Below are 15,303 nucleotides of genomic sequence, written 5' to 3'. Positions count from 1 at the left end.
GCTAGGCCTCCCTGATGTCTTCGGTGATGCGCATCCCGAAGTGGCGTCCCGCCACGTCGGTACGGCACAGCACCTCGTCGCCCTCGCGCAGGGCCACCACGCTCACGGGCGTACCGTCAGCGCGCACAAGGCGGATGGTCTCGGCATTCTGCAGGAAGACCGCCCCCACGGTGTCGCCCACGCGCGCCTCGACCAGCAGCATGGGGCGCACCTCGACCTTGAGCCTGCCCACGGTGGCGATGGTCGTCGCGCCATCGGCCCCCACGATGAGCACCTCGCTGCCGGAACGGAGTTCTTCAAGGTAGGTGGTACGGTCGCCCGGCATCACGGCGTAGGCATGGACGGCCCCGGCGTTGATGCGGAAGGGCCGCGCCGCAACGTATTCGTTGTGCTCCGTCTCGGCGTTGACCAGAAAGGTGAAGGCGCTGGAATTGCCCACGAGCATGCCCTGCCCCGTGCGCAGCAGCGACATGGTGTCGACGCACACCCGGTGTCCGAGGCCCACGGGCCGCACGGCGGTGACCACGGCGGGGGCGAGGTCGATGCGCCCTTGCGAGAGTTTGAGTTCCTGCACGATGGCCTTGAGTTCCGTCACGGCCTGCGGCAGCACCACCACGGTGGACACGCCACGTTCGAGGATGCCAGCAGCGAGGCGTGCCTCGTCCAGCGAGGCCACCTCCACCGTCACCCTGTCCGACCGTGCCAGCAGGTTCTCGACGGGGATGATTTCCCAGCCCCGTGCCAGCACCACGTCCTCACCGGCGGCGAGGCGGCTTGCCGCCTCCTCCTCATCCGCCTTGGCGGTGAGTTCGAGGGTACAGACGGCATCGTCGCACAGCACCTTGCAGCGGGCCAGTGCCTGCACCGGGGCCACATGTTTCTCAGGCACGATGATGCCGTCCACGCCCGATTCGAGGGCCAGCGTCACAGCCTCCTTGCTGAAGGGGACGCTCTTGAAAAGGATGGTACGCATGGCGACGCCTAGTCCTCGCCCACGATGGCGATGGCCTGTTCCACGTCCCAGTCCTCATGCACGAGGCCGCGCACGGCCTTGACCAGTTGCGAGGGGCGGGCATGCTGGAAGATGTTGCGCCCCACCGAAAGACCGGAACCCCCGGCACGGACGGCGTCATGCACCATCTGGAGGAAGTCGCGGGTGGAGTCGAGCTTGGGCCCGCCTGCGATGACCACGGGGACGCAGCACGACTGCACCACATGGGCGAAGGTATCCATATCACCGGTGTAGGGCACCTTCACCACATCGGCCCCCAGTTCAACACCCACGCGGGCGCAATGCGCCACCACCTGCGGGTCGTACTGGTCGCGGATGCGCGGGCCGCGCGCGTACATCATGGCCAGAAGGGGCACACCCCAGTCGTTGGCGATGGTGGCCACACGGCCGAGGTCGGCGAGCATGTCGCGCTCGGTCTCGTCACCGAGGTTGACGTGCACCGACACGCCGTCAGCACCGTGCTTGATGGCGTCTTCGACCGTCGCGGTGAGGGTCTTGGCATTGGGCAACGGCGACAGCGACGTGCTGGCCGAGAGATGTACGATGAGGCCCACGTCGCGGCCGCCCTCGCGGTGCCCGCAACGCACGAGGCCCTTGTGCATGAGCACAGCATCCGCGCCGCCTTCGGCTACCTGATTGACCGTGTCACGCATGTCCACCAGTCCGTCGATGGGGCCGACGCTCACGCCATGATCGAGAGGAACGATGACCGAACGCCCTGTGGTGCGGTTGAAGAGCCGCTCCATTCTGATCTTCTTGCCTATGTGCATGATGCCATCCTCGTCATGAAGCATTGTTGCGGCGCGCTGCGCCCGTTCATTGGCGGTTCCGCCGCATGTGTCATCCCCTGCTGATGGAACGTTCGGGCGTCCCCTCGTTCCTTTCCGGCGGCAGTGCGCGCTCCGACGCCGGATACAAGAAAAGGGCCGCTGGCTTTCGCCCGCGGCCCCTGTTGTCTCGGTGCACCTGATCCTTTAATGAGGTCTAGGCGCGACCCACCAGGCCACGGGCTTCTCCATAGCTAAAAAAGTACCAGTAATAGCTGGCACCGGAAGTGGGGAAGTACGTGGCGTTGATGGTAAGCATGTTGCCCTTGACCTTTCAATATCCTTTTTCTTGTAGCTGATGTGAATCATACGAACCCGCGCCTCGCGCTGTCAAGTAGAAAATTGAAAAAGGTGCGAAAGTCGCCTGCCGTACAATTACAATTATGCTATTTTTTAAGTCGAAAAAATACGCATTATGTTAAATTCATCGTGCTATCGAATCTCAAACCCAACCACATCACCACCTAACACACTGAAATCATGCCTTCTCTGACAATGAGGCCCGACCATTGCTTGGGTACTGTCGAACCTCAACAGTGGGGGAGACCATGTCAGGACACCACGCACCGCCCATGTTCCACTCCGGCCACGTCACGTCCGGGTCAAAGTCCGGGCTGATGTCTGGGCTGACGCCGCCCGTTACCATCACAGACCGCCACAGGTCGCGCTCGCACGCCGCCCCTTCGCGTCACCCCGACAGACGCCTGCCTCCGGGCAGACGCGTCCGTGTCGTAGCGACCGTCGCCTGTGCCTTCGCCGGGTTCATGCTGGGACTTCTTCTCACCGCCGCCCCACACACCGCCGGCAGCGGCGTCGCGTTCATCTCCACAGGCACTGTGGCCGCGGATGGCGATTCGCGACAACAGCCGAGTCCGACGTCCTTCACGCCATGGCACGGGGTTCATCCCCTACCCCTTGTGCGTCTTCGAAGCTGACAGTTTGCGAGGGGCAAGGCTCTTCGGCCCGCACCCCAGCACCCTGCCTGCGGATGACATCACCGAGTGAAGGGTCACCCGACCGCGCCGATAAAGAACGGATAGCCCGCACCCGTCACCGGCACGACCTCCAAGTGCCACAGGGCATGGACGGCTTGCACGCATCAACGGGGAGGCGCGCGACGAAGCCTTCGGAGTGAACCAGAAAAGCCCGGCACATGGCCCGACACATTTCGCACAACATCTGCCCCGGCCCGTGCCGGGGCCGCCGGGTCGGGTCATCCCGCCATCCCGACCCGGCATCCCGGACCTCGTATGAAAGACACCCTCATCGCACGCAAGGCCCTGACACAGGGCGACGTCACACCCTACTTCCAGCCGCTTGTGGCAATACGTACGGGCCGTCATGCAGGATTCGAGGCACTGGCACGCGGCATGGCCCCCGGCGACCCGCCGGGCACCGGCAGCATCAGCCCCCTGCGCCTCTTCGGTGCGGCGAAGACCCCTGCCGAAAGACTCGCACTCGACCGTCTCTGCCGCGAGAGGGCCTTCGCGGCCTTTTCGGACCACCATGTGGCACACCCGGCCCTGCTGCTCTTCGTCAACATCGACGCGTCACTTCTCGACAAGAACTCTGTGGGTTCGGGGCACATCGAACAATGCGCCAAGCGCTGGGGCATTCCCCCGCACAACGTGGTCATCGAAATCATCGAATCGGCCGTACCCGATGACGCGGCCCTCTCACGGTTCTGCGAACGCCACAGGCAAGCGGGCTTTCTGCTGGCACTGGACGACGTAGGGGCAGGCTATTCGAATCTCGCACGCATCGCCGCCCTGCGCCCTGACGTCATCAAACTCGACCGCGACCTCGTGGCAGGCTGCGACGCCACCTTCCACAGGCGCGAGGTCATGCGCTCTCTGGTGGCGCTGGCGCGGCGCATCGGTGCCGTGACGGTGGCGGAAGGGGTCGAACGCGAAGAGGAGGCGGCGACCATGATCGACCTCGGCGTCGACATGCTTCAGGGCTACCTGATGGGACACCCGCAACCCGTTCCCGCACCACGCGAGCCCATTGCCGCACTTCGCCGTTCGATGCTCCTGTATGCAGGCATGACCCTGCAACGCCTGCGGGCCGAGGAACAGGAGCACCAGCGGCTTCTGCAACTTGTGAGACCGCTGCGCCTTGCGCTGGACGGGCAGTCGCCCCGCCGCTTCGGGCGCATCCTGCGAGAGGCCCTGCCGCACATGCCCGACATGGAATGCCTCTATGTGCTCGACGCCTTCGGCAGCCAGACCACCGACTCCGTGTGCCGCCCCTGCGAAGGCATCCCGCAGCGTGTCGTGCTCTATCGTCCCGCCACGCGCGGCACCGACCACTCGCTCAAGGAATGGTTCCAGCCCCTGCGCGGAGGTGTGGATGCCAGCGTATCGCAACCCTACATCTCGGCCGCGACAGGTAGCCTGTGCATCACCGTGGGGGTGCGCTTCAACTGTGCGGGGGGCCGCAGCCACATTCTCTGCGTCGATGCCACGGCCCGCCATACCGGAGACGGTGCCGCGACCTGACAGTAAACGGTCCGAAGCCGGAAGAGCCCCCGCCATCTGCCTCGTCAATGTGCCATGCAGCGCTTCACATGGCGCATACGCGACGGAGGCGGCCATTGGCCGCCTCCGAAACATCCATCACAGTATCGACCGGGATGACGGGTACCGCAGACGACTCACGGCTTCGCCTCCTCGCGAGGACGCGCCGACTTGCGCGGTGCCAGCAACTTCTTGAAGATGAACAACTCGACGTTGCGCCCCGCAGCCTTCTCGAGGGGGATCTCGGCACGCGCCATGGCCTTGTGCCCGCCTGCCGAACCGATGTCAGAGAATTGTGCCGAAGCGTAGCGCCCGAGGTCGCGGGTGACGCCGTCACCACGGAAGATGACAACGATGGTGTCCTGATACACACCGCACACGGCCGTCCAGCGAATCTCGTGAACGCGCATGAAGAAGTCGGCGATGACGACGAGGATGTCTGGATTCTCGACCTCGCCCACATAGACGTACTGCCCCGACCCGCACTTGTGCATCGAGATGAACGCCTTCGAGAAATAGTCGAGCCAGTGCAGTCTGAACTCGCTGCGGGCCACGCGCGAAAGCAGCGCCGGATTCGAGAACTTGGAAAGATAGCGGTAGGCACGCAGGTCGACATCGCACGCTGCGCGTTCGAAGCTTGCCGTGTCGGTCTTGATGCCGAATTGCAGCGCCGTGGCCAGCAACTGCCCCGGTCTGATGTGCATGTTGTACAGGAACTCCGTCATGATGGTGCTGTTGGAGCCGTACTCGGTGCGTATCTCCTTGAAGTCGGCGATGACGGGGTTCTTCTCGCTGAGGGGGTGGTGGTCGATGACGAGCGAGAAGCTGAGGTCACGGAAGAGCGGATGGTGATGCGGTTGCGAATCGACCACCGCGAAGCGGTCGAACTGCGCTGCCACGGTAGGCGTGAGCTTGACCATGGGGATGCGCAGGTAGCGGATCATGGCGAGGTTGTCGGGGCGGGTGATCTCGTTGACACGGGCGATGGCAACATCCGCCACGCGATGGATCATGATGCGCCGCAGCGCCATGGCCGACGCCATGGCATCGGGGTCGGCATTGATGACGATGAGCCAGCGTTCTTCGCGGTTGAGAAGCTCCAGCAGATGGGGAAGCTTCGTATCCAGCTTGCGGAAATACGACATTGCCACCTCTGTGTCGCGCCGTCAGCGTTGCGCGGCGAACCATGTTTCGAGCAAGGGCAGCGACCGTCGCACCCCCTCCCAGTCGAACACCTCGACCATGACCACGGCATCGTCGGGCAGCAGCGCACACATGGCGCGCCCCACGCCGCCTCCCGCCCCGTCGAGTGTATCGAGCGACAGATGCCTTCCCGCCGGCCCCGGAGCATTGGCATGCAACATGGACGTTCTCCCGGAGAGGCCCGGCAGGGACAGAAGGCCATATTGACCGTAGGACAGCACATGGCCCATGTCCAGACATACCTTGCAGCCGAGGTCGCACAGGGTGCGCCACAACCCTGTCAGGTCTTCGCCCCGGATGTTCTCGAGGCACAGGTCTTCAGGATTGCGTCCGGCAGCCTCCCACGCACGCACGAAGGCGACAAGGCGTGCGGCACCGTCGGCAAAGCCCACGGGCGGATGCAGGACGGCGCGATGTGCACCGAGGAAGGCCACCTTGTCCATGAGCCGCAGGGCAGGGACGGCAGCTTCTGCACCTCCGTCACACCATGGCAGGTCGCCCGGCAGGTGCACATGCCACCCCAGTGGCAGGTCGGCAAGATGTTCCGGAAGGTCGTTCTCACCGTAGGCGAGACACGCTGCGGTCTCGAAGAAGCACAACCCCACCTCGTCCACTTCACCTGAAAGAAAGATGGCATTATCCCGAACAGTTCCAGGCATTACCCAAGAAGGGGCCGCCACGGTTCTGGACAGAAGCTCAGGGTATGCGGTAAGGGCGCGCTTGCAGGTCATGCCTCCACCCTGCGACCATAATCCGTCACCGTACCGCTCCTGACGACAAGTGTTTCGCTGCAACAGGGCATGGAGACAGAGGGTCGACGAAAGGGCACGGGCCTTGCAAAATCCGATGCGTCTCCCATGCGGGAGACAGGAGAGTACCATGCGTCACGTCCGCCATTTCCTGCAACACCGTTTCAACCCCCTTCATGTATACTGTCGCCTGCGCGAGGCCGGACTCAGCAAACGCGCCGCAGGCAGGGTCTCGACCCTGTACGAACGGTATGTCTACCGCGTCTGCGGGCTGCACTAGGTTCAAGTCCGCGCACCCCGGCCGCCCACGGGCCTGTCAGCACGATTGCGCCATGACCGGGGGCATACCCCGGCACATCACCCGGAATGCAGGCTAGCATTTCTGACGTATCAGTCGCCGCCCCCAAGCAGACTCAACTGCTTCACGCTATGCTTGCTGTGACGCACCAGCGCTGAACGCTTGACCCCCGCCACCGGCACATCATCGAGAAAACGCGACGCCTTGAGACGCACCTCGCGCCCGTAGAGGGTGCGACGCGACGCCCGGCTGAGGTAGAGGCCCTCTGCCGCACGGGTGATACCCACGTAGAACAGGCGGCGTTCCTCCTCAAGGTCGGTGCGCATGTGTTCCCGGTCGGCGTGTCCTGAAAGCGTCGCCGCCCCGGCGAAGGGCAGTATGCCGTCTTCCAGCGCGGGCAGGAAAACGGCACGGAATTCGAGCCCCTTGGCGGCATGAAGGCTCATGACCTGCACCTTCTCGCTACGCCTGCGCACGGTCTCGAGTTCGCTTTGCAGATTCACCCAGTTGATGAGCCCCACCCATCCCCCGTGCGTGTCATACGCCTTGCTCAACGCCTTGAATGCCGCGGATTGCCAGAACAGTTCATCGAAGGGAGGCGACTCGCGCAGGTAGGCCGCAACGCCCAGCGGGCCACGCGCCAGCATCTTGTCAGGACAATTCACCTCGTCGCCGGGCCCTCCGGCGACCGCACTGCCGATACCCACGAAACGTCCGGCGGCGGCGAGGATGAGAGACACCCGCTGGTCGGCCCAGAAGGCCTCCGTCTCAGGGGCTGCCACGGGCACGCCAAGCCGCGACAACGTGCGTTGCAGCACGGGAATGAGCGCACGCACCCGCACCAGCACCGCGATGTCGCCGGGGCCGAACGTTCCCTCTCCGGGTAGCGCACCCTCAGGTGCGGCATCCACCAGCGTATGCGCCGTGGACCCGATGAGCGACCGTATCCGGTCGCCTATCCATGCGGCCTCACTCTCTGCGGACGGGGCCTCGAACAGTCTGATGTCGGCGGGCAGGTCACGTACGGCCCGCAGACGCCCGCACGCCGAACGTCCCTCCATGAGTGCCCCGGCGGCATCGAGTACGCTCGCCGACGAACGGTAGTTGGCGCGAAGCGTCACCACCGAGAGGCCCGGCCATGCCTCATCCAGTGCCCCCTTCACGTCGCCGTGCGCCCCCCTGAAACCGTAGATGGACTGGTCGGGGTCGCCGATGCCGAAGAACCCTTCGCCTCCCGGCGGCAGCAAGGCACGCACGAGGGCGAGTTGCAGCGGCGAGAGGTCCTGTATCTCGTCCACCAGCACATGACGCCACGGGGGCACATAGAGGCCGTTGTGTATCTGTTCAAGCCAGAATTCCAGCAAATCCGTATAGTCGGCGAGATTCCACGCGGCCTTCTGCTGGACATAGCGGTCGAGAAGAGGGGCCAGCGCAAGCGAACACACCTGCATGCGCTCGCGGCACACGGCCAGTTCGTCCCATGCCTCGCGTAGCGTCTGTGCCGTGGCGTCGGGGTTGGCCTCGGCAAAGACCCGGCGGGCGGCCTCTTCCGAAAGGAGCACGGGCGGCTGCGCCGATGACCGATGCCAGAACTCGAAGGCAAGGGCATGAAGCGTGTCGGTACGTGGCAACGGTGCACCGTCGCCCAGTGTGACGGACAGGCGTTCGTCCATCTCCGTGGCGGCACGCCGTGTGAATGTGACGGCCACGATGCGCCGTGCGGCGACCCCCTCGGCCACAAGCCGCTGCACACGCCCCACCAGCGTACGGGTCTTGCCCGTGCCGGGACCTGCCAGCACCAGTACCGGCCCCGGCCCGCCTGCGATGGCGGAACGCTGTTCCGGATTGAAATCCACAGGCGGTTCTGCCGGACGCGCTGAAATGAAGAGCGAAGCCAGTCCCGGTCCCTCTCCCCCGCCATCTGCGGAGGTCTGCCGGACGGCAGTGGTATCGTGCGGGGTGGTCGTCTCGGCAGACGCGTTCGCGCCCCCGGCTTCAGATGCGCTTGCGGCCCTGCCGCCGGACGCCTTCGCAGACGTCGCCACGTCCGCCCCTGCGACAGCGGGTGAGATGATACCCCCGGCGCCCGCATCCTTCGTCCCGGTATTCCTCCGGCCCGGAGTGTCATGCACGGCCGGTGCGGATGCCGCCCCTCCGAGGTCGAGCAACGGCAGCGCGGCCTTCGACCCGCCGCCACCGCGCAGCGACGCCCGTTCCCGTTCGGTGAACACACGCACCACGCCATACTCGCCATCGTAGCCGCCCTGTCGCAGCACCTCGCCACGGCGCATCCGGGCGATGCCCTCGCCCAGCGGTTCCCAGTAACGGCGCAGGGCGTCCAGCGACACATCCTGCAGGATGGCGAGTTCAGGCCCGAAGCGCTGCACCAGTCGACCCGTCCAGTCTGCGACCTTGCGACTCTTGGCCCCCACCCCCAGAATCTCGCCGAGGATCTCGGGCAACGGTATCAGCGACCGGAAGCCCTGCCGCCCCGCCACCTGTTCAGGGGTGTCGCGGTCGGCGAGTTCGAGCACACGGTGAAGCACCCCCACCGTCAGCGGCTTGCCGCACACAGGGCACAGGCCGCCACGCGCCACGGTCTCGCGCGGTTCGTACACCACATTGCAGGCGCGATGCCCGTCGAGGTGGTACTTGCCCTCCTCGGGGAAGAACTCCAGCGTTCCGAGAAAGCGGCAATCCACGGCGTCACCGCGCAGACTGCGGAAGATGCCGTCGTACGACATCTCGCCTTCGAAGAGGTTGGCCTCGCGCCCGAGATTGTCGCCGGAATGGGCGTCCGAGTTGGAGATGAGCGCGAAACGGTCGAGATGACTCCACAGCCAGTTCATCTCCGGGTCGGACGAGAGCCCCGTCTCAAGAGCGAAAATCTCGCCCGTGAGGTCGCCGAAGCAATCGTCGAGGGTGTCGAAGCCCGACTTGGAACCGAACACGGCGAACCATGGCGTCCAGATATGGGCGGGCACGAGAACCCCGCGCGGGTCGGCATCGAGCACCATGCCCAGCAGGTCGCGGGCATCCAGCCCGAGGATGGGCCGCCCGTCCGACACGAGGTTGCCCACCTCGGCAAGCTTGCGATTGAGGCGGTCCACGGCGTCGAAGTCGGGCATGTACACGATGTTGTGCACCTTCCGCACCTTGCCGCCGCGCTTGTAGATGGAGCTTATCTCGGCCTGTGGCACGAACAGGCACCGCGACTGCTTCACCCTGTCGGCGAAGGCGGGCAGTTCGTCGGAGAGTCCGCGCGGGTCACGCAGCCTGTAGAGGCCCGAAGCGTCGTCGCGCACGAGTTGCTCTCGAAGTTCAGCAAGCCACTGCGGGTGGGTGAAGTCGCCGGTACCCAGCACATCGATCCCTTTCACGGCGGCCCACGCCGCCAGATGCCGGGCGTTGAGGCGACTGCTGGTGGCCCTTGAGAAGCGCGAATGGATATGAAGGTCGGCTCTAAACTGCTGCATGACCGGGCCTTGCGATGGCTCCCGGAGGAGGTTGGCGGTTGTCGCGTCGCTACAGACACGTGCAAGGACATCCCCCGCAAGACATCGCAAGCCGTGCCCCACCTCTTCGCCCCTTTCCTGTACCTGCAAACCATGCCATGCGCAAACCCGCACCGACATTCGGCCAAACGCCCCATTCCGAGGCCCTTCCCTGCGCCCCGCAGAAGAACCTTCGGGATGCACCGCACGGGTTACCGCATGATGCCCTGCGCCACCGCACGAAAGCAGGGCGGCCGCCCCATACCCTGCGGCAAGGGGCCCGTCGGCACGTACCGTGATGGCAGTCTCGCACCCGACATGCGGTCTCGCTCGTCCGTGCGGTTGCCGCAGGCACACGAAAAGCCGTGGCAACGTCTTGCACCGCAATGCTGGCTCGCCTACCCTGAAGCCATGCACGACACCTCCAACCCCACGCCCGCCGGACGTCCCTGCGACATGGCCGGCACCGGCAACGCCGCCGGCGATGATGCTGGTAACGTTGCCGGAACCATCGTCGTCCCCTCCCCTCTGCAACCCTCCGGCAACGCGAGTGACAACGCCGTGGAGGACGCAGCAGGTGCGCCGTCCACCGAGGCTCCCGCAACGCCAGCGAGAGTCGCAGCGTCTCCGAAAGATGCGGAGGGTGCCCCCCCGGCTTCCGCAGACAAGGACACGGACGATGGCCCAGACGAGGCCGCGGCCCGCGCCCGTTTTCCACGGGGGCTGCACCAGCCTGCGGGCAGCTTTCGCTTCAGCGCCGACGCCCTGTTGCTTGCATCCTTCGCGGGTGGCACAGCCGCCCGCAGCTTCGCCGACCTCGGCACAGGATGCGGCGTGGTGGGGCTGGCGCTGCTTCTCGGGTCTTCGCGGCTTTCCGGCGTGGGCATCGAACAGGATGCCGCACTGGTGAACGCCGCCCGCGCCAATGCTCACCGCCTTGGTCTCAGCACACGTTTCACCGTGCACCATGCCGACCTGACCCGCCTTTGCGCCCGCCCCCCCTGCGATGCCCACGCATGTGACAGCACTCGCCGCGACACGGGAGGCGCCAGCCTCGCATCGCCCACCCACGGCGCACCGGCGCAAGCGGGGAACATCACACTGCGCCATGGCGCACACCCGGACGATGACACGGCCGCAAGCCGACCGGCGGACGATGCCGACGCGCCTCTCGAAAGGGATGGTCTCGCCGCCCGCCTCCGGGGGACGTGCGACCTCGTGGTCGCCAATCCGCCATACCGCATTCCCGGCACGGGACGTCCTGCCGCCACGCCCGCGCGCAACGCCGCCCTGTTCGAGACGAAGGGCACGCTTGCAGCCTTCATCGGGGCTGCGGCCCTTCTTCTGCGGACACGCGGACGCTTCGCATGCGTCTACGGCGCGGCACGTCTATCAGCCTTGTTGACCGCACTCGCCGACGCCGGACTTGAGGCGAAACGGCTGCGTTGCGTCCACAGCCGCGTTACCGGGCCAGCCGTTCTCGTTCTGGTGGAGGCGATGCGCGGGGCAAGACCCGGCCTTGTCGTGGAACCTCCGCTCATCCTGTACGAAGGCGAAGGCGAGACGACCACGCTCACGGCGGATGCCCTGCGTTTCTGCCCGTGGCTGGCCTGCAACGCACGCGGCATGAAATGAGGGAGGCGGACAAAGAGACGGGGAGAAGACAGCGGGGAGAGGCGACATGGCGCGCAACGGGCAGTCAGCCCCGCCGGGGCAGGTTCTCCCGCAGTGAGTGACAAGGGCGGAAGCTCTCGCCTGCCGCCCGCAGTGGCGGCTAATCCTCGCGGGCGATACGCAACGCGTCGCTGTAGGCCTTGAAGAGGTCGGCGCGGTACAGCAGCCCCAGCACCTTCTCGCGGTCGTCATCATCGACGACGATGATATGGCTGAGGTCGGTGTCCACGAAGCGCAGCAGCGCCGCGTAAAGGTCGTCACTCTCGGCCAGCGTCAGCAGCGGCCGCATGAGGTCGCGCACCACCACGAGGTCGAACAGACTCTCCTCGTACAGCAGGGCGCGCACGTCCTGCACGGCGAGAATGCCCGACAGCGCTCCCGAGGCGTCGCGCACCGGGAAGGTGAACACGCTCGTACCTGCGATGACGTCGGTGAGGGCCTTCAGCGTGGTGCCCTCTTCGAGGGTCGGCACCCTGCCACGGTGGAAGCACTCGCGCACGGTGAGTCCCTCCAGAAGGTTCACCGTGGCGTCGCTGGCATGGGCGGGCGATTCGAACTTGTTCTCGACCTGGTTCTCATACAGCGACACCTTGCGATTGAGCAGGATGCACACGGCTGAAGCCAGCATCAGCGGGGCCAACAGGCCGTAGCCCTGCGTCAGTTCGCACACCATGATGAGCGGCCCCACGGGGGCATGGGCCACGCCCGCGAAGAACGCCGCCATGCCCACAAGCACATACCCGCCCGGTTCACGCACGATGTGCGGAAAGAGGTCGTGCGCCGCATAGCCCACGACGCCCCCGGTCATGCCGCCCACGAAGAGGGCGGGCGCGAACATGCCGCCGCTCATGCCCGACCCCAGCGTCATGGCGGTTGCCAGCGTCTTGGCGACCATGATGGTCACCATGGTGGTGACGGTGAGATGCCCGAGAATGGCCTGTTCCACCCAGCCGTAACCGTCGGAGAGCATGGGGGTGTAGATGATGCCGAAGAGGCCCACCAGCAGGCCGCCCAGCGCCGTCGTCCACATGATGCCGACACGTTCGGCAAGGCGCAGGAAGACGCCGTACTTCATGAACCTGAAGGTCCGCACATAGGCCCACCCGGTGAAGGCACATGCCAGCGCGAGGGTGAGGTAGAACGGAAGTTCGCGCATGTCGCTGAAGCTGAATCGCGGGATGGCGAACATGGGTTCCGTACCGAAGACGTAGGCGAAGAGCGTATACGCCACCACCGAGGAGAGGATGGCGGGCAGCATGGCCTCTGCCTCGAAATCTTCGCGGTAGACCACTTCTATCGCGGTGAGTGCACCGCCGAGGGGCGCACGGAACACGGCCCCGAGGCCGCCCGCGGCCCCCGCCAGCATGAGCAGTCGCCGTTCCTTGGTGGAAAGGTGCAGCCTGTCGGCCACGAACGACCCCAACCCCGCGCCTATCTGCGAGATGGGCCCTTCGCGCCCGGCGCTACCGCCGGATGCGATGGTGAGGATGGACGTCAGCCCCTTGATGAACGGGGCACGCTTGCGGATGACGCCCTTGCCCCTGTGAAAGGCGCGAATCATGGCGTCGGTGCCGTCCGTCATGCCCGCGAGACTGTCCGGCAGGAAACGCTGCACCAGCCAGCCGGTGACAAGGCCCGTGGCGCAGGTGGCCAGTGGAATGACCCACGGACGATACGCGCCGCCCGCCGCTGCGTCATGGAACAGCCCCTCGCCCGCGGGGGCTGGCAACGAAAGACCGGCCCATGCAACGAGGATGAGATGCTTGGCGTACTCGATGCCTAGGAAGAAGAGCATGGCCGCGCACCCCGACACCACGCCAAGGCCGATGCCGAGTACCGCAAGGCGCACGAAGGCCACCGAGGAATACAGGCGCGCGAATTCGCGCCATGGGGTGGCCAGGATGCGTAACACGGGCCTACAGCCTCGCCTCTGGCGCGTCGAGAATCTGCCGTGCAAGGCTCACGTCGTGGCGGATGTGCGCCACGAGTTCTTCGGGGCCGGAAAAACGCTTGGGTTCGCGCAGGCGCTGCACGAAGGCGACGCTGATGTCCCAGCCGTAGATGTCGCGGTCGAAATCGAGGATGTGCGTCTCGACCGAGAGGCGTTCGTCGCCGAAGGTGGGGTTGTGCCCGATGCTGGTCACCCCCCTGTGCAACGCGCCATCGACGTTCACCCACGTGGCGTAGACGCCGGGCATGGGCAGGAGTTCGTCACGCGGTTCGATGTTGGCGGTGGGAAAGCCAAGCAGCCTGCCACCGCGCCCCATGCCGTGCACGACCTTGCCGCGCACCACGTAGAACCTGTCCAGCAGGGGGCGTACCTCCCATACCTCTCCGGCGCGGATGAGGTCACGGATACGCGTCGAACTGACCACCGCGTCGTTGACGATGACAGGGTCGAGTTGTTCGACCTCGAAGCCGTAGCGGGCGCCCAGCTGCGCCAGCACTTCGGCGTTGCCCTTGCGCCCCTTGCCGAGCGAGAAGTCATAGCCCACTACCAGTTCGCGGACGTTGAGCCCTTCGACGAGCACGGTACGGACGAAGTCCTCCGGCTCAAGGGCGGCGAGTTCGCGTGTGAAACGCAGCATGAGCGCGAGGTCGACACCGAGTCCTTCAAGCAGGTCTAGCTTCTTGTCGTAGTCGGTGATGAGCGGCGGCGTATGCGGGCCGACCAGAACCCGGAGGGGATGCGGGCAGAACGTCACCACCACCGAGGGCATGCCGCGCAGGGCAGCCTTCTGTCGGGTGCGGCCTATGAGCTTGCGGTGTCCCTGATGGACACCGTCGAAGTTGCCGATGGTGACGCATGTCCCCCGTGAAAGGTCGAGGGTTATCTCTTGCAGTTCGCGCGCGATTTCCATGTGGTTCCTGTATGCGTGGGACGTCGCCCGCAGGCGGGCCGTGCGGGCTTTTCTTGCTACCCCAAACGGCCCTGCGGTTCAAGCTTGCGCCTTCAAGGCATACGACCATGCATGTGCCTCCTCTCCCGGCAGCACATCTTGCATACCTGTCAGAGGATGTCCCTTACGGGGCGAGGGGTCCGGACTGGACGTTGCGACATCCTTGCAGCTTCCGCCCCCGAAGGCTTCAGGCAGCAGGACTCCGCAGCCCAGGGCGGCAGAGTCTCCGGCGAGAGATATCCTGTCCACCGTACACCGTGAAGCCATCAGGGAACTTCAGGCAAGGCCAACCGCCCCTTTGCCGATGCACACGGGGCCACGCCCATGGCGCGGGTAGCCTCTGCCGTTCACGCCCCTTGCCGGCATCCGCGACACCGCTCTTTTGGCAAGGCCGCATTTTTCGCTTGCACCCGATGCCATGTCAGGCTATACGTCCCCCTCGCGCCGAAGTGGTGGAATTGGTAGACACGCTAGGTTCAGGGTCTAGTTGGGGTTCCCCAGTGGGAGTTCGAGTCTCCCCTTCGGCACCATCGGAAGCAAGGGTCGCAACACATGTTGCGACCCTTTTCCTGTTTTGTATGCCGACAGGCTCTGCCTACCTCGTTACAGCCCGTTTCAGTCGATACG

Annotated in this window: 10 protein-coding genes and 1 tRNA gene; 4 read left to right on the top strand and 7 right to left on the bottom strand. The window is 65.4% G+C overall.

What is annotated here, in order from left to right:
• Position 1: 1 nt before the first annotated feature.
• Positions 2-973: a 3-dehydroquinate synthase II family protein gene (locus tag DVU_RS02230; RefSeq protein WP_010937768.1), complete on the bottom strand. Its 972-nt coding sequence runs from the start codon at positions 971-973 to the stop codon at positions 2-4.
• 8 nt (positions 974-981) lie between these two features.
• A complete protein-coding gene (locus DVU_RS02225; RefSeq protein ID WP_010937767.1) occupies positions 982-1,782 on the bottom strand; it encodes a 2-amino-3,7-dideoxy-D-threo-hept-6-ulosonate synthase in 801 nt (266 codons plus the stop codon).
• Positions 1,783-3,089: 1,307 nt separating this feature from the next.
• Between DVU_RS02225 and DVU_RS02220 the strand changes: the two genes are divergently transcribed.
• The gene (locus DVU_RS02220; protein WP_010937764.1) at positions 3,090-4,340 is read left to right on the top strand and encodes an EAL domain-containing protein; all 1,251 of its coding nucleotides are present in this window, start codon (positions 3,090-3,092) and stop codon (positions 4,338-4,340) included.
• Positions 4,341-4,495: 155 nt separating this feature from the next.
• On the opposite strand, the gene DVU_RS02215 is transcribed toward DVU_RS02220, so the two are convergent.
• Both DVU_RS02215 and cbiR read right to left on the bottom strand, forming a co-directional pair.
• The gene (locus tag DVU_RS02215; protein ID WP_010937763.1) at positions 4,496-5,503 is read right to left on the bottom strand and encodes a DHH family phosphoesterase; all 1,008 of its coding nucleotides are present in this window, start codon (positions 5,501-5,503) and stop codon (positions 4,496-4,498) included.
• A 21-nt stretch (positions 5,504-5,524) separates the two neighbouring features.
• Positions 5,525-6,292, bottom strand: coding sequence for a cobamide remodeling phosphodiesterase CbiR (gene cbiR, locus DVU_RS02210; protein ID WP_010937762.1), 768 nt, complete (start codon positions 6,290-6,292; stop codon positions 5,525-5,527).
• Between the two features lie 148 nt (positions 6,293-6,440).
• Between cbiR and DVU_RS16680 the strand changes: the two genes are divergently transcribed.
• On the top strand, positions 6,441-6,590 hold the full coding sequence (locus DVU_RS16680; RefSeq protein WP_014524242.1) for a hypothetical protein: 150 nt from the start codon (positions 6,441-6,443) through the stop codon (positions 6,588-6,590).
• Between the two features lie 110 nt (positions 6,591-6,700).
• Here DVU_RS16680 and DVU_RS02205 read toward each other — a convergent pair whose 3' ends face one another.
• Positions 6,701-10,084, bottom strand: coding sequence for a UvrD-helicase domain-containing protein (locus DVU_RS02205; protein WP_010937760.1), 3,384 nt, complete (start codon positions 10,082-10,084; stop codon positions 6,701-6,703).
• Between the two features lie 216 nt (positions 10,085-10,300).
• Here DVU_RS02205 and DVU_RS02200 point away from each other — a divergent pair, with 216 nt between their 5' ends.
• Positions 10,301-11,737: a tRNA1(Val) (adenine(37)-N6)-methyltransferase gene (locus DVU_RS02200; protein WP_014524241.1), complete on the top strand. Its 1,437-nt coding sequence runs from the start codon at positions 10,301-10,303 to the stop codon at positions 11,735-11,737.
• Positions 11,738-11,876: 139 nt separating this feature from the next.
• On the opposite strand, the gene DVU_RS02195 is transcribed toward DVU_RS02200, so the two are convergent.
• Both DVU_RS02195 and DVU_RS02190 read right to left on the bottom strand, forming a co-directional pair.
• Positions 11,877-13,688, bottom strand: a complete 1,812-nt coding sequence (locus tag DVU_RS02195) for a chloride channel protein (RefSeq protein ID WP_010937758.1) — start codon at positions 13,686-13,688, stop codon at positions 11,877-11,879.
• A gap of 4 nt (positions 13,689-13,692) precedes the next feature.
• The gene (locus tag DVU_RS02190; protein WP_010937757.1) at positions 13,693-14,637 is read right to left on the bottom strand and encodes a bifunctional riboflavin kinase/FAD synthetase; all 945 of its coding nucleotides are present in this window, start codon (positions 14,635-14,637) and stop codon (positions 13,693-13,695) included.
• 482 nt (positions 14,638-15,119) lie between these two features.
• Here DVU_RS02190 and DVU_RS02185 point away from each other — a divergent pair.
• Positions 15,120-15,206, top strand: a tRNA-Leu gene (locus DVU_RS02185).
• The last annotated feature ends 97 nt before the right edge of the window (positions 15,207-15,303 follow it).

Origin of the sequence: Nitratidesulfovibrio vulgaris str. Hildenborough, assembly GCF_000195755.1 — a bacterium.
Taxonomy (GTDB): Bacteria; Desulfobacterota; Desulfovibrionia; order Desulfovibrionales; family Desulfovibrionaceae; genus Nitratidesulfovibrio; species Nitratidesulfovibrio vulgaris.
This window is presented reverse-complemented; position numbering and strand designations above follow the sequence as displayed.

What these genes read in the sequence shown, in the direction of transcription:
- DVU_RS02215 (WP_010937763.1), bottom strand. Translation starts at nt 5,503, where the DNA reads ATGTCGTATTTCCGCAAGCTGGATACGAAGCTTCCCCATCTGCTGGAG.
- cbiR (WP_010937762.1), bottom strand. Translation starts at nt 6,292, where the DNA reads ATGACCTGCAAGCGCGCCCTTACCGCATACCCTGAGCTTCTGTCCAGA.
- DVU_RS02190 (WP_010937757.1), bottom strand. Translation starts at nt 14,637, where the DNA reads ATGGAAATCGCGCGCGAACTGCAAGAGATAACCCTCGACCTTTCACGG.
- DVU_RS02220 (WP_010937764.1), top strand. Translation starts at nt 3,090, where the DNA reads ATGAAAGACACCCTCATCGCACGCAAGGCCCTGACACAGGGCGACGTC.
- DVU_RS02205 (WP_010937760.1), bottom strand. Translation starts at nt 10,084, where the DNA reads ATGCAGCAGTTTAGAGCCGACCTTCATATCCATTCGCGCTTCTCAAGG.
- DVU_RS02230 (WP_010937768.1), bottom strand. Translation starts at nt 973, where the DNA reads ATGCGTACCATCCTTTTCAAGAGCGTCCCCTTCAGCAAGGAGGCTGTG.
- DVU_RS02200 (WP_014524241.1), top strand. Translation starts at nt 10,301, where the DNA reads ATGCACCGCACGGGTTACCGCATGATGCCCTGCGCCACCGCACGAAAG.
- DVU_RS16680 (WP_014524242.1), top strand. Translation starts at nt 6,441, where the DNA reads ATGCGTCACGTCCGCCATTTCCTGCAACACCGTTTCAACCCCCTTCAT.
- DVU_RS02225 (WP_010937767.1), bottom strand. Translation starts at nt 1,782, where the DNA reads ATGCACATAGGCAAGAAGATCAGAATGGAGCGGCTCTTCAACCGCACC.